Raw genomic sequence first — 12,976 nt, 5'->3', positions numbered from 1 at the left:
AAAGATCCCTTTCGTCTAGAAAGAGGACCCCCGGTATGCAGACACGGTCATAAAGTTCATAAAGCTTGTTGCTTTCAGTGACAAAATGTCGTTCACCAGCTGGTGAAGCGGTGGAATGCCCTGTTTTTCATATTTATGACTGACGCAATTCCAGACATCTTTGCTGGTGACATATTCGTAACCGACAAGCCTTAATTCCTCCGCTTTGCTACGGCAGAGCATCTCTATTGACTGTTCCAACTCCACATCATTCATTTCTTCCAACGGGGAGCCTCCCTTCGTACATCCAAGCCTTTATGCGGCATCAATATTACATGATTCGACTTCGCCTGATCATATTCCTTCTTGCTGATTATGGTTCTTTTTGTTAATCGTGGCCAAGTTGTCATGAGAAGATAAAGGACTGGCATAGGATGAAGAACAACGGCTTTGTCCCGTTTATGTTGATAGCCTGTACTTTCAACCGGGAAAGAGGGGTAGTCTTGAAGAAACAGACATTTATCCAGGGGGCCATGATCCTGCTCGCAGCAGGCATAATTAATCGAATACTTGGTTTCATTCCGCGGATTGCGCTGCCACGAGTCATCGGTGCAGAAGGTGTTGGCATCTACCAATTGAGCTATCCCTTTTTTATCGTACTGGTGACATTAATTACGGGTGGTATTCCGCTCGCTGTAGCCAAGCTCGTAGCCGAAGCTGATACCGGTGCCAATCGTTATTCTCCCCAGCGAATCCTGCAAGTAAGCTTAAGCTTTACGTTGACCCTGGGTGTTGTATTCATGTTTTTGTGCATCCTGTTTGCACCCTGGGTTACCAAGTACGTGCTCACAGATGAGCGGGTGTACCATACGTTCGTTAGTATGAGCCCCATGATTGCCATTATCGCCGTATCTGCTGTCTACAGAGGGTATTTCCAAGGCAAGCAAAACATGATGCCTACTGCCATTTCATCCATTGTTGAAACCATCATTCGTATCGTCTGTGTCATTTGGTTTGCCTGGCTTCTCCTCCCCCACGGTATTGCCCAAGCTGCTGCTGGTGCCATGCTGGGAGCGCTCGTTGGAGAATTCGGCGGTATGCTTGTACTCTTGTGGAAGTATAACAGGCAGAAGAAAGAGTTACCGCTCGCTAACCAACAGAACATGTCCAATCTCACAGCCAAACCTTTAGACCCAATACCTTCAGTTCTGAAAGAAACGGGTACTCCACAGCCGGGATTAATCCGGCGTTTGCTTGCAATCTCTATTCCTGTTACAGCAGGCCGATTGGTTGGCTCCTTATCCTATTTGGCCGAAACCATCGTTACTGCCCAGAGTCTGGCTCTGGCAGGCATATCCAAAGGACTCGCTACAGCACAATATGGTGCATTACAAGGTATGATTATTCCTCTGTTGCTGCTGCCGGGGGCACTAACCTCATCGCTCGCGACATCACTTGTGCCTTCACTGTCTGAAGCTTCTGCTCAGGGAGATCGCGCACTGATTCACAAAAGAATGCATCAGGCATTACGCTTGGCACTTGTGACAGGTGCTCCGTTTTCCGTGTTTATGTATGTGCTTGCCGAACCGATGTGTCTTGTTCTGTATAATGATGCATCGATCGGAAGCATGCTGAAGCTAATGGCTCCTTTTGCTTTGTTCATTTATATTCAAGCTCCTCTTCAAGCTGCATTACAAGCTCTTGACCGTCCGGGTAAAGCATTGCTAAATACGTTTATCGGTGCTGTTATCAAAATCACGTTGATTTTAACGCTTGCTTCCCGGCCTGAATATGGCATCTTCGGTGCAGTCATCGCCATCTGTGTGAATTCTACGGTAGTTACCCTGTTACATGCCCAAAGCGTACGCAGTCTGCTACAGTTCCGCTTCAAAATGATGGATTGGGTCAAGACGGGTGCAGGAATGTTTATCATGGGAGCAGCGACCCTACTCGTATACGAAGAGACTGCCATGATATTGCCTTTTTGGGTGAGGATGCTTCTCGCTCCTTTTGTCGGGCTTATCGTGTATTTCATCGTCATGGGCTGGACCAAAATGATTGACTTTCATGATCTGTCCCGTGCTCCTTTGATTGGTTCATGGTTCAAGCGCCGCTCAGGCAAATGATTTTTATTTTTTATCATCTTTTGGACTGACATATATCTTCCCATTGTGGTCAATGGAACATATAAATACATCCTTGAAATCCAGAATTCCGTTATGTTGAATTTGATTTTTCAGCCAAAATCTCGTTTTCTGAATGATCTCCAGATTCTGATCCTGGACCTTTCCGTCCATAATTAAGGGGAGTGGGAGACCTTCATATTTGATATTTGGAAATCCGTCAATCTGGTTTTTTCCCGTTTTGGATTTACTGGAAGAATAATCTTCTGAGTCAGAACCGGAAGAATTGATGTCGTTAGAAGTATTCTCATCCTTGGGAAAAACGGTCAGCTTGCCTGTGGTCTCCAAAATGGCGAAATCAACCTCACCGATACTGTCAACATTCTGTTCACGGAGTTGTTGTAATAGATCATCCAGGTTATATCGTTGCTTCCGCATCTCATCTCGGAGAAGAACACCTTTGGAGATCAAAACAGTAGGTTTGCCATCAATCATCAGGCGAAGACGCCGACTTTTAAGACCAATAAAGGCCATCCCGATCTGTACGATGATCAAGGTAAGCATGGGGGCAATCCCATGAGAGAGCGGTTTATCAATATCTTCAATGACAAAAGCAGCCATCTCAGCAAGCATAATGGACACGACAAGATCAAACATGGATAGCTTACCAATCTCACGTTTACCCATAATCCTCATTGCACAGTACACCAGAAAATACATGAGAATGGTTCGAAAGATATGTGATCCGACATCTGGGAAGTTCACAACAGGGGTCCTCCTTCGAAACTGAGTTTTTAACAGTTAGCTGGGTAGTGTAATCCCTATTTTGACCTGAACCTTACATGCTCATGCAGAAATAATCCGTTCATTTAATGGAAAACAGTTCATAAGTCCGAAGGCTTGACCATACACTGTATTAACTTATAACTTGTACAAGGGGGTTGCTTCATGCAATTGATCCGCCGCTTGGTTTCGTTTCGAGTGTCCAATCCGATTCTGTCAGGCCTCTGCCAGGCTTTTGTATGGATGTTTATCGGGGCATTTATTCTCTCCTTGTTTCTCTGGATGAGCGGAATGCGGGAACAGGACCTCTCGTTGTATACCTATGTTGTTCATGGCTTGTCATTATTGGTTGGTGGTTTTGTCGCAGGCAAACGTTCTGGTGAAAAAGGATGGTACTACGGGGGGATTACCGGAATCGTATATGGACTCCTTGTGCTGTTGATCGGATTTCTCGCGCTGGATGCTTCGTTTAATTGGAAAGATAGTTTACAACTGCTTAGCGCTTTCTTCATTTCAGCTCTCGGTGGCATGTTCGGTGTTAATACGCATCGCTCCTAGCTGACTGGTAAAGAACATCGACCTTTCCTCATAAAACAAAAAAAGAGAACCGGATCTCCAAGGAGTTCCGGTTCTCTACTAGGGAATACGCCACAAACGCATCCTCGTTATTCTATGTTACAGTAACTATTCAACAGCCGTATCACGAGCTACAGCCGTGCTGATTGCATTACGGTCAAATGTAAGCTTAGTTACATCGTTTACACGCAATACAACCACATCGTCCGTAATCTCAGCGATCGTACCGTGAAGACCACCAATCGTTACAATTTTATCGCCCTTTTTCAATTGGCTCAGCATCGAATTCCGTTGCTTTTGCTTTTTGTTCTGTGGACGAATCATCAAGAAGTAGAAAATCGCAACCATGAGTACCAAAGGTACAATCAAAGATACGATTCCACCGCCTTGCGCTCCTGCTAGAGTCATTCCCTGAAACATTCAAACTCCCCCTTATCGACTATACATACAGATATTTCTTGTTACGCCGGTTTCCTTAGAACCTCAATCAGAAACCTTTGTCATTGTCATGAAGACCATATTGATCGAAAAATTCATCCCGGAAATCAAGCAAACGATCTTCCATAATGGCTTTACGTACATTACGCATTAAATTCTGCAAGAAATGAAGATTATGGATCGTTGTCAAACGCAGGCCAAATGTTTCATCTGCTTTGATCAAATGACGCAGATAAGCTCTGGAATAGTTGCGACAAGTGTAGCAATCACATTCAGGATCTAATGGTCCAAAATCGGTTGCAAACTTGGCATTACGAATTACCAGACGTCCTTGACTGGTCATCGTTGTTCCGTTACGGGCAATCCGAGTAGGCAGAACACAATCGAACATGTCCACTCCACGAATAGATCCCTCAATCAACGCATCGGGCGAACCTACCCCCATCAAATAACGTGGTTTATTGGACGGCAACAAAGGTAACGTGTAATCCAATACACCATACATCAAATGTTTCGGTTCTCCAACACTCAGTCCACCAATAGCATACCCCGGGAAATCCATGGAAGTCAAATCTGCGGCGCTCTGACGGCGAAGATCTTCATGCATGCCTCCCTGTACGATGGCAAACAGACCTTGGTCATGTGGACGAGCGTGACTTTCGAGACAACGTTCTGCCCAACGGCTTGTTCTTTCGAGTGATTTTTTGACATATTCATATTCAGCCGGATACGGTGGGCATTCGTCAAACGCCATCATAATATCGGAGCCAAGTGCATTCTGGATTTCCATCGCCACTTCAGGAGAAAGAAACTTTTTATCTCCATTCAGATGAGAACGGAAGTTAACGCCTTCTTCCGTAATTTTGCGCATCTCACTAAGAGAAAACACTTGGAATCCGCCACTGTCCGTCAAAATTGGACGATCCCAGTTCATGAATTTGTGCAATCCGCCAGCTTCACGGATGATTTCATGTCCTGGTCTTAGAAACAGGTGATAGGTATTACTCAAAATAATCTGAGCATCCATTTCTTTCAATTCTTCAGGGCTCATTGTTTTGACAGTCGCCTGTGTACCTACAGGCATAAAGGTTGGTGTCTCAATAATACCGTGAGGTGTATGTACACGTCCCAGACGTGCACCGGATTGTTTACAAGTTTTGATATGTTCATACGTAATTGCTGCCATTGGTTTTAATCATCCTCTAAAAGTTAATCGTTATACCGTTATACTAATATATCAACATGGCATCGCCGAAGCTGAAGAACCGGTATTGCTCTTGGATGGCTTCCTCATATGCCTGCATAATATGTTCCCTGCCTGCTAGTGCACTAACCAACATAACCAACGTGGATTTCGGGAGATGAAAATTCGTAAGCATCCCATCAATCACTTTGAAGGAATAGCCCGGATAGATGAAAATGCTAGTCCATCCGCTGCTCGCTTGCAGTATTCCATTTTCAAATTTGCTACCTACCGTTTCCAAAGTCCGGCAGCTCGTAGTCCCAACCGCAAAAACACGGTGTCCATTCGCTTTGGTCTGATTAATCAGGTCTGCTGTTTCTTGTGACAAGGAGTAATACTCCTCATGCATGACATGATCTTCAACAACGTCAACCGACATCGGTCTGAATGTTCCCAGTCCTACATGAAGCGTAATGAAGGCGACATTAACGCCCTTGGCACGAATCTGGTCCAGCAACTCATCCGTAAAGTGCAGTCCCGCTGTAGGTGCAGCCGCCGATCCTTCATGCTTGGCATACACGGTCTGATACCGTTCGCGATCATCCAATGTCTCCTTGATATAAGGTGGCAACGGCATCTCACCCAGACGGTCCAGAATCTCTTGAAAGATTCCATCATACGTAAACGTAAGCGTACGTGCCCCCATCTCGCCCTCTTCTTCAATGATTGCCTTCAGTTCCTCACCGAATACGATGACCGAACCGGCTTTCAGCTTTTTACCCGGCTTAACCAGTGCTTCCCACTTGTCGCCTTCCACATTTTTGAGCAATAACACTTCCGCCTTTGCTCCGGTATCTTCTTTTGTACCGAACAGACGAGCTGGTAGAACACGTGTATCATTCAGAATCAATGTATCGCCGGGATTCAGAAAATCGATAATATCGGGAAACGTCTGATGATTAATCTCACCACTATCTTTGTTCAAGGTAAGCAAACGGGATGCCGTGCGATCAAGCAACGGCGTCTGTGCTATCAATTGCTCTGGTAATTCAAAATCATATAAGTTCACATTCATTTAGTTTCATTCCTTAACAATAGTCGCATTTTGATAATAGTGTTTCAATATTGCCTGGTAATCATACCCTTCATCTGCCATGCCTTTGGCTCCCCATTGGGACAAGCCCAAACCGTGGCCATTGCCCTGACCGATGAACGTGAAGGTCTGACCCTGCGTCACCGCTCTCGCTTGACCATCACCACTCATAACCACAAGTGCATTACCGGATGATGTTCCTGCGCCAGAAGAAGACAATACAGAGGCACCATTTGAGCCGGTTTTACTGGCTGTTTTGCCGTCAGCGCCTAATACAGTATAACTTCCGGTCCCTGCAATATCAAATAAAGTGCTCGGTAATCCACCGAGCGCAGAGCGGTATGTATCGGCATATTTCACCGTCATAGCCTGTCCATTGGCAGTGACTTCAAGTGCTCTTCCGGAAGGTCCACGCTTGGTCACTTCCAAGGTTGAGATTGAAGCAGGAACAGACGCTGTTGTTTTACCTTGAAGGGATTTAACCAACTGGGCAGACGTGAAAGGTCCTCTCACCCAAGCATAATCGTTGGATTGAGCCACTTTTGCCAACACAACAGCTTCGTTGCCTGGATTCATTTTAGCTACAGGTTCAACGGTGGATTGAATTAACGGAACGGCACGCACATTGGTGTTCTGAGCCGTTACCGTTACTTTTGCCAGTCCCGCATTGGTCTTGGTCGTTAATTCTTTGATGTTATCCTCACGAATGTACCCACTAACACCTGAACTCAGCAGCACATGGTACCACGTATGTAATCCTGCCTGGGCTGATGTATCCCCTGAGCTAACCACATTGGTGAACACACCTGCTCCGCCGTTCCATACCTCAGAAGGATGAGCCGTCTGTCCGCCCGCATTGGAGGAGAACACAGCTTCGATGATTTTCCCACCGCTCTTGACCACTTCTCCAGCCGTTGCATCCACTGCACTGGTTACTTTATCGTTCTCCGAACCAATCCCGTTATAGGCTTGGCTGAGCGTTGTATCCACGACATTGGCAATTTTGAAACGATCACCCTGTTGAAGCGCGTAGGATCGAGCGGCTACGGCTTGAACTTTCAGAGCCTCAGCAGGCCAGGAGGAATACACCTCTGCCCCTACGACAGAGTACAGGTATTGCTCCAGTGGAACAACGTTAACCAACGCCAGATCACCACTTACGATGCTGATTTCCATATCTCCACGATACGTTCGCTGGGAACGTTCCACTACTTTGATACCATTGCCATTCCCTTGTACCAATGCTTTGGATTCAGTACCTGCAATGGTGTAATGCGGAGCTGTTTTGAGTGCATCCGTACTTAATCCTGCATCCTGGCGGATGATGAGCCCTGCATTAGTGTTGACAGGTGAAAGGCTTACCCCCGGAGCTTTGGCTTCCACACTGTTCTTCAATGCGGTTAATTCCGCATACGTTGAAGCTTCACCCACCCATACCGCGTATGCTTGGCTTCCACCACTCAGTTGAAGGACTGGATAGACACTACTAACTCCTGTTGATAAAAGGGTGGCTTGTACTGCCTCTGCTTCCTGAATCGAACCATAGGTTCCAGCAGACAGGCGTTTACTTCCCGTTACAGCTGGCTTTTGACCAGCCAATTGAGCTGCTGCTACCTTTTGTACTCGTGTAACAGCTTGTCCTGCCAGTGCCTCCGTTGCATAGTTGCCTGTGTAGAGCTGGTAAATGGCATTTCCATTCACAGACGTTGTGAACAGCAAAGGTTTATCCGCGGTTGCCTGCAACAATTTTGCTGCTGCCGATGCTGCCTTGAAATCCGCTGTTTCCAACACCTTCACTCGGAATCCATCTGCACTGAAACGGACTTGTCCTGCCGGAAGGTTTACATTTGCGCCACTCTCCGATTGGATGCTCCATTGTCCCGTCGATTCAAGCGTAATGAGTGGTGTAGTTGATTTATACGTACTACCCAGATTTGCAAACATGGCTACCCGGATCGTCTGTCCATCATTTCCTGCTGCATACGCAGGCACTTGCAGACAACCCACTGTCAAAAGAGCTGCCGCCAGTACCTTCAATCGACGACTCCACTTCTTCGTACGTATTGCTTTTCCCACAATCAGACTCCTCTCCGTGCATTTCTTTCATTTTATATCGGATTAACACGTGATTATTTCAATGTTTATGGTGAACGTTCAAATGAGCATGTTCAACAGATTCGATTATTTCCCATCTCTTGGTGGAACAGGAAGACCCAAATGATGATAGGCGAGATCTGTTACGATCCTGCCCCTTGGTGTACGCTGAATCATACCAATCTGAAGCAGATACGGCTCATAGACATCCTCGATCGTCTGACTTTCTTCACCGATTGTAGCAGCAATTGTATCCAATCCTACGGGACCTCCCCGGAAGCTGTTGATCATCGATTTGAGCATCTTATGGTCAATGTCATCCAGGCCACGCGGATCAATCTGGAGACGTTGCAGCGCTTCTTCCGCCAGTGTCTGCGTTATAATCCCATCACCACGCACCTGTGCAAAGTCGCGTACTCGTTTTAACAAACGGTTCGCGATCCTCGGTGTCCCACGTGAGCGCAATGCAATCTCTTGCGCAGCATCTCCCACAATCTCCACACCCAAAATTTCGGTAGAGCGTGAGACGATATAAGCCAGCTCATCAACCGTATAGAATTCCAATCGACTGATAACACCAAATCGATCTCGAAGTGGAGCAGACAGCAAGCCAGCACGCGTTGTAGCCCCAATCAGAGTGAATGGTGGCAGATCCAGCCGAACGGAACGTGCACTTGGACCTTTACCAATCATAATATCCAATGCCGAATCTTCCATAGCAGGGTACATGACTTCTTCAACTGTACGATGCAAACGATGAATCTCATCAATAAACAGGACATCGCCTTCCTGCAGATTGGTTAACAATGCTGCAAGATCACCCGGACGTTCAATGGCCGGGCCTGACGTAGTTCGTAAATTAACGCCCAATTCGTTGGCAATAATATTGGCAAGTGTTGTTTTACCAAGTCCAGGTGGTCCATATAACAAAACGTGATCCAATGCCTCATTACGAAATTTGGCAGCTTCAATATATATCTTTAAATTTTCCTTCACCTGATTCTGCCCGATATATTCATTCAGATACCGGGGACGAAGACTCAACTCAACATTTTGGTCCTCCATCATCAGGTTCGCGGAAATAATCCGGTCATCCATGTTCATCCCTACCTTTTTTTGCAGGCTACAGCTATATTATAATATGCAATTTGTATTATCCCGTAAACAGCATTTGCAGCGCCTTTTTCATCAACACATCAACGGAATCTGCTGTAGTAACATCCTTTTTCAATTTGAGCCATACTTTATCAAGCTCACTGTCAGTATACCCAAGTGCCTTGAGACCTTCACGTGCCTCATCCCAGGCTGAACCACTTCCCGACTCTTCCGATGGAGGAGCGAACAATCCTGTTGCATACGCTGCCGCGCCAAAACTATCCAGCTTATCCTTGAGATCCAGAATCATGCGTTGTGCAGTCTTCTTGCCGATGCCCGGCAATTTGGTCAAGAACGTAAGATTCTCCTGATAAATCGCCGTAACCACATGTTCTGGTGTACCTCCAGCGAGTATGCCCAGAGCTACTTTTGGACCGATACCGGATACTTCAATCAGTTTACGGAACAAACGCTGCTCATCCCGTGTAACAAATCCAAACAGCAACATCGCATCCTCACGTACATGATGGTGAGTGTACACGGTAATTTCGCCTTCTTGCTTCGCAAACGCAAATGGATTTGGACAGAATACGCGATAACCTACACCATGAACATCCAGCACAATATAATCATTCTCTACATGAATGAACTGTCCTCTTAGAAAATCAATCATTTTCGCAATACCTCATTCAACTTGGAATTTAATGTATAAGAGTGTGCGTGGCACACGGCTACAGCCAATGCATCCGCTACGTCATCCGGCTTAGGAACGACCTGAAGACGCAAGAACATTTTGACCATCTCCTGTACTTGCTTCTTCTCCGCTTTACCGTACCCCACAACAGCCTGCTTGATCTGCATTGGCGTATACTCTGCAATAGGCAAACCCTTCTGTGCGGCAGCGAGTACCATAACGCCTCTCGCCTGACTGACAGACATTGCTGTTGTAACGTTCCGATTGAAAAAAAGTTTCTCCAGCGCTACTGCGTCCGGTTTGTATTTATCAATCAATTGCACCATACCTTCATATACGTGAAGCAACCGTTCCTCTTCAGGGGTATGAGCTTCCGTCTGAATACATCCATATTGTACGGGTACCACCTTACTGCCGATTTTATCCACAAAACCAAAACCAACAATCGCAATCCCCGGGTCAATTCCCAAAAAACGCAAAACCATCTCTCCCTCACAAAAGCGAACATATGTATCGTTCATTTCATTATAACAAAAGATAGACCCTGCGGCAGGAAAAACTTTGTCTAACTGATTACTCGTCTTTATTCGTGAATTTTTTACATGTTTATACGTATTTTCATGTATTTCAGTTCAAACGACAAAAAGGACATCTCTTCGATGTCCTTCATCACATTCCACGTATTTTAGATTCAATCGCTTGGTTACGTAAACCACCAATGTTATTGCTTGCCACCATCGTTTCAGTACTTCACAATTTTAATACCGTAGGTGAGGACGTATCGATTACCCACCATTACGGATTAAATGATGGTCTTCATCCACGGCATAGTCACTGAACGTAGAGATCACGCTATCATACTCATCCTTGTCTTGAATCCGAATACCCTGCTGCAATTGCTCCAGTACCCCTTCTGGCAAAGAACTTTCCAACGTTCCAACATCCAATTGAAAGAACGTACGAATAACTTTCTCTTCTGCAGGCTTACCCTCGTACAAATTAAGGTTCCCTACAGCATCTATGCTGATATAAGCCTGTTGTTTACAAAGCGGTGAAAGGTCATCTACACGTTGCTTCAAATGCAACTCATCTGATGTTCCAACGGTAGCATCCCATTCCGGATGTTGAGCCAGCAGCATCTTCAACTGTGGTCTAGCCATCTTGCCTAACTGCTCTGTTTCCACTCCGCAGATGTACTTTGACTCCAAAACCACACTTGTTAAATGATCCGGATCAGAATCAAGTTGCTCTACTAACGCCTGAATCTCCTGTTCTGATCTTGTTTCCTGCGTAACAGGGCCCATCACACTGGTTGCCTCACTAAAATTAGTTGTCAGCAAACGCTCTATCGCCGATGAGATAGACAACCCGCTGTAAGCCAATATCGTAACTGCAAGCAGAGCCGCCGTCATCCATACTGTTCGTTTCCACCGTCTCCAGCGTCTCTTGAATTGTTTTCTGAAGTTAAACGTGTTCACATGAACCCCTTCTATCACTTTTTAAACCTATTGTGACCTAAAGATTGAGGCTTTATGCACAATTAACTTGTAGTCTGAAGAAGGAACACACATGTGTTAGGTTAGAGAATTTGTCATAGTGAATACCGGAACCTGCATTTATAGAATCTTATATAGATAAATATAAAAAAACACTATCTAATTAGATAGTGTTTTTAGAGATCGGGATGACACGATTTGAACATGCGACCCCCTGGTCCCAAACCAGGTGCTCTACCAAGCTGAGCTACATCCCGTTATATATACCGGCGAGAGGACTCGAACCTCCACGGTTTCCCACTCGATTTTGAGTCGAGCGCGTCTGCCATTCCGCCACGCCGGCAAATTTGAAGTTATAATGGCGCGCCCTGAGAGATTCGAACTCCCGGCCTTTTGATTCGTAGTCAAACGCTCTATCCAGCTGAGCTAAGGGCGCAAATATTGGAGCGGAAGACGGGAATCGAACCCGCGACCCTCGCCTTGGCAAGGCGATGCTCTACCGCTGAGCCACTTCCGCACACGGTATTATTAATATAAAAATGGCGGAACCGACGGGATTCGAACCCGCGATCTCCTGCGTGACAGGCAGGCATGTTAGGCCAACTACACCACGGTTCCAGCTCACTTTCTCAAAGGAAAGTATAATTGCGGGGGCAGGATTTGAACCTGCGGCCTTCGGGTTATGAGCCCGACGAGCTACCGGGCTGCTCCACCCCGCGTCGTTATAAAGTTTATATGGTGGAGGCTGAGGGGATCGAACCCCCGACCCTCTGCTTGTAAGGCAGATGCTCTCCCAGCTGAGCTAAGCCTCCATAATATGACCCGTAGGGGATTCGAACCCCTGTTACCTCCGTGAAAGGGAGGTGTCTTAACCCCTTGACCAACGGGCCTTAATGGCTCCCCGAACAGGGCTCGAACCTGTGACAACTCGATTAACAGTCGAGTGCTCTACCAACTGAGCTATCAGGGAATATATGCATTTGCAGTGCAAATGCAATTCATCGTACAACATCAACATGCAGAGCCTGTTTTCTATGTATGATGAAAGAGTTCGCTTGGCGGCGTCCTACTCTCCCAGGACCCTGCGGTCCAAGTACCATCGGCGCTAGAGGGCTTAACGGTCGTGTTCGGGATGGGTACGTGTGGAACCCCTCCGCCATCGCCACCAAACGCAACGCTTAGCTTACATTTCAGAGATCATTCTCTGAAAACTAGATTCGAAACGAAACATGCGAATTATCACTTGCTATTGGATAAGCCCTCGACCGATTAGTACTGGTCAGCTCCATGCATTGCTGCACTTCCACCCCCAGCCTATCTACCTCGTCGTCTTCAAGGGGTCTTACATACTGGGAAATCTCATCTTGAGGGGGGCTTCACGCTTAGATGCTTTCAGCGTTTATCCCGTCCGTACATAGCTAC

Annotated in this window: 12 protein-coding genes, 9 tRNA genes and 2 rRNA genes; 2 read left to right on the top strand and 21 right to left on the bottom strand. The window is 46.3% G+C overall.

Features of this window, described 5'->3' with window-relative positions; translation table 11 throughout:
• Positions 1–15: 15 nt before the first annotated feature.
• Positions 16–255, bottom strand: coding sequence for a post-transcriptional regulator (locus tag PAEAM_RS22590; RefSeq protein WP_036617497.1), 240 nt, complete (start codon positions 253–255; stop codon positions 16–18).
• 227 nt (positions 256–482) lie between these two features.
• Here PAEAM_RS22590 and spoVB point away from each other — a divergent pair, with 227 nt between their 5' ends.
• The gene (gene spoVB, locus PAEAM_RS22585) at positions 483–2,105 is read left to right on the top strand and encodes a stage V sporulation protein B (RefSeq protein WP_100529055.1); all 1,623 of its coding nucleotides are present in this window, start codon (positions 483–485) and stop codon (positions 2,103–2,105) included.
• A 3-nt stretch (positions 2,106–2,108) separates the two neighbouring features.
• On the opposite strand, the gene PAEAM_RS22580 is transcribed toward spoVB, so the two are convergent.
• The gene (locus PAEAM_RS22580; RefSeq protein WP_100529254.1) at positions 2,109–2,822 is read right to left on the bottom strand and encodes a DUF421 domain-containing protein; all 714 of its coding nucleotides are present in this window, start codon (positions 2,820–2,822) and stop codon (positions 2,109–2,111) included.
• A 228-nt stretch (positions 2,823–3,050) separates the two neighbouring features.
• Here PAEAM_RS22580 and PAEAM_RS22575 point away from each other — a divergent pair, with 228 nt between their 5' ends.
• The gene (locus PAEAM_RS22575; RefSeq protein WP_036616878.1) at positions 3,051–3,443 is read left to right on the top strand and encodes a TIGR04086 family membrane protein; all 393 of its coding nucleotides are present in this window, start codon (positions 3,051–3,053) and stop codon (positions 3,441–3,443) included.
• Between the two features lie 126 nt (positions 3,444–3,569).
• On the opposite strand, the gene yajC is transcribed toward PAEAM_RS22575, so the two are convergent.
• The 19 genes from yajC to PAEAM_RS22480 form a co-directional block, all read right to left on the bottom strand.
• The gene (gene yajC, locus PAEAM_RS22570) at positions 3,570–3,881 is read right to left on the bottom strand and encodes a preprotein translocase subunit YajC (protein ID WP_074096232.1); all 312 of its coding nucleotides are present in this window, start codon (positions 3,879–3,881) and stop codon (positions 3,570–3,572) included.
• 67 nt (positions 3,882–3,948) lie between these two features.
• On the bottom strand, positions 3,949–5,085 hold the full coding sequence (gene tgt, locus PAEAM_RS22565; protein WP_017686770.1) for a tRNA guanosine(34) transglycosylase Tgt: 1,137 nt from the start codon (positions 5,083–5,085) through the stop codon (positions 3,949–3,951).
• A gap of 43 nt (positions 5,086–5,128) precedes the next feature.
• Complete coding sequence (gene queA / locus PAEAM_RS22560; protein WP_100529054.1) at positions 5,129–6,157, bottom strand: tRNA preQ1(34) S-adenosylmethionine ribosyltransferase-isomerase QueA; 1,029 nt, start codon at positions 6,155–6,157, stop codon at positions 5,129–5,131.
• Between the two features lie 6 nt (positions 6,158–6,163).
• Positions 6,164–8,251 carry a SpoIID/LytB domain-containing protein gene (locus tag PAEAM_RS22555; RefSeq protein ID WP_100529053.1) on the bottom strand — a complete coding sequence of 696 codons (2,088 nt, stop codon included), beginning with the start codon at positions 8,249–8,251 and terminating at the stop codon, positions 6,164–6,166.
• 105 nt (positions 8,252–8,356) lie between these two features.
• Positions 8,357–9,367, bottom strand: coding sequence for a Holliday junction branch migration DNA helicase RuvB (gene ruvB / locus PAEAM_RS22550; protein ID WP_036616868.1), 1,011 nt, complete (start codon positions 9,365–9,367; stop codon positions 8,357–8,359).
• A gap of 55 nt (positions 9,368–9,422) precedes the next feature.
• Positions 9,423–10,037 carry a Holliday junction branch migration protein RuvA gene (gene ruvA, locus PAEAM_RS22545; RefSeq protein WP_036616866.1) on the bottom strand — a complete coding sequence of 205 codons (615 nt, stop codon included), beginning with the start codon at positions 10,035–10,037 and terminating at the stop codon, positions 9,423–9,425.
• Positions 10,034–10,537 carry a crossover junction endodeoxyribonuclease RuvC gene (gene ruvC / locus PAEAM_RS22540; protein WP_017686765.1) on the bottom strand — a complete coding sequence of 168 codons (504 nt, stop codon included), beginning with the start codon at positions 10,535–10,537 and terminating at the stop codon, positions 10,034–10,036. Before ruvC ends, ruvA begins: the two co-directional genes overlap by 4 nt.
• Positions 10,538–10,843: 306 nt before the next feature.
• Positions 10,844–11,536 carry a BofC C-terminal domain-containing protein gene (locus PAEAM_RS22535; RefSeq protein ID WP_133120476.1) on the bottom strand — a complete coding sequence of 231 codons (693 nt, stop codon included), beginning with the start codon at positions 11,534–11,536 and terminating at the stop codon, positions 10,844–10,846.
• 201 nt (positions 11,537–11,737) lie between these two features.
• Positions 11,738–11,811 (bottom strand) — tRNA-Pro (locus tag PAEAM_RS22530).
• Positions 11,812–11,818: 7 nt separating this feature from the next.
• Positions 11,819–11,897 (bottom strand) — tRNA-Leu (locus PAEAM_RS22525).
• 16 nt (positions 11,898–11,913) lie between these two features.
• Positions 11,914–11,990 (bottom strand) — tRNA-Arg (locus tag PAEAM_RS22520).
• A 6-nt stretch (positions 11,991–11,996) separates the two neighbouring features.
• Positions 11,997–12,071: transfer RNA gene (locus PAEAM_RS22515), tRNA-Gly, on the bottom strand.
• 23 nt (positions 12,072–12,094) lie between these two features.
• Positions 12,095–12,172, bottom strand: a tRNA-Asp gene (locus tag PAEAM_RS22510).
• A gap of 27 nt (positions 12,173–12,199) precedes the next feature.
• A tRNA-Met gene (locus PAEAM_RS22505) sits at positions 12,200–12,273 on the bottom strand.
• A gap of 17 nt (positions 12,274–12,290) precedes the next feature.
• Positions 12,291–12,366 (bottom strand) — tRNA-Val (locus PAEAM_RS22500).
• 6 nt (positions 12,367–12,372) lie between these two features.
• A tRNA-Glu gene (locus PAEAM_RS22495) sits at positions 12,373–12,444 on the bottom strand.
• 4 nt (positions 12,445–12,448) lie between these two features.
• Positions 12,449–12,524: transfer RNA gene (locus PAEAM_RS22490), tRNA-Asn, on the bottom strand.
• A gap of 83 nt (positions 12,525–12,607) precedes the next feature.
• Positions 12,608–12,724 (bottom strand): 5S ribosomal RNA (gene rrf, locus PAEAM_RS22485).
• A gap of 79 nt (positions 12,725–12,803) precedes the next feature.
• Positions 12,804–12,976 (bottom strand): 23S ribosomal RNA (locus PAEAM_RS22480); the annotation flags it as partial.

It is taken from the genome of Paenibacillus sp. GM1FR, assembly GCF_002803315.1.
Taxonomy (GTDB): Bacteria; Bacillota; Bacilli; order Paenibacillales; family Paenibacillaceae; genus Paenibacillus; species Paenibacillus amylolyticus.
Note: the sequence above shows the minus strand (reverse complement) of the source record. Positions and strands in the feature narration are given on the sequence as shown.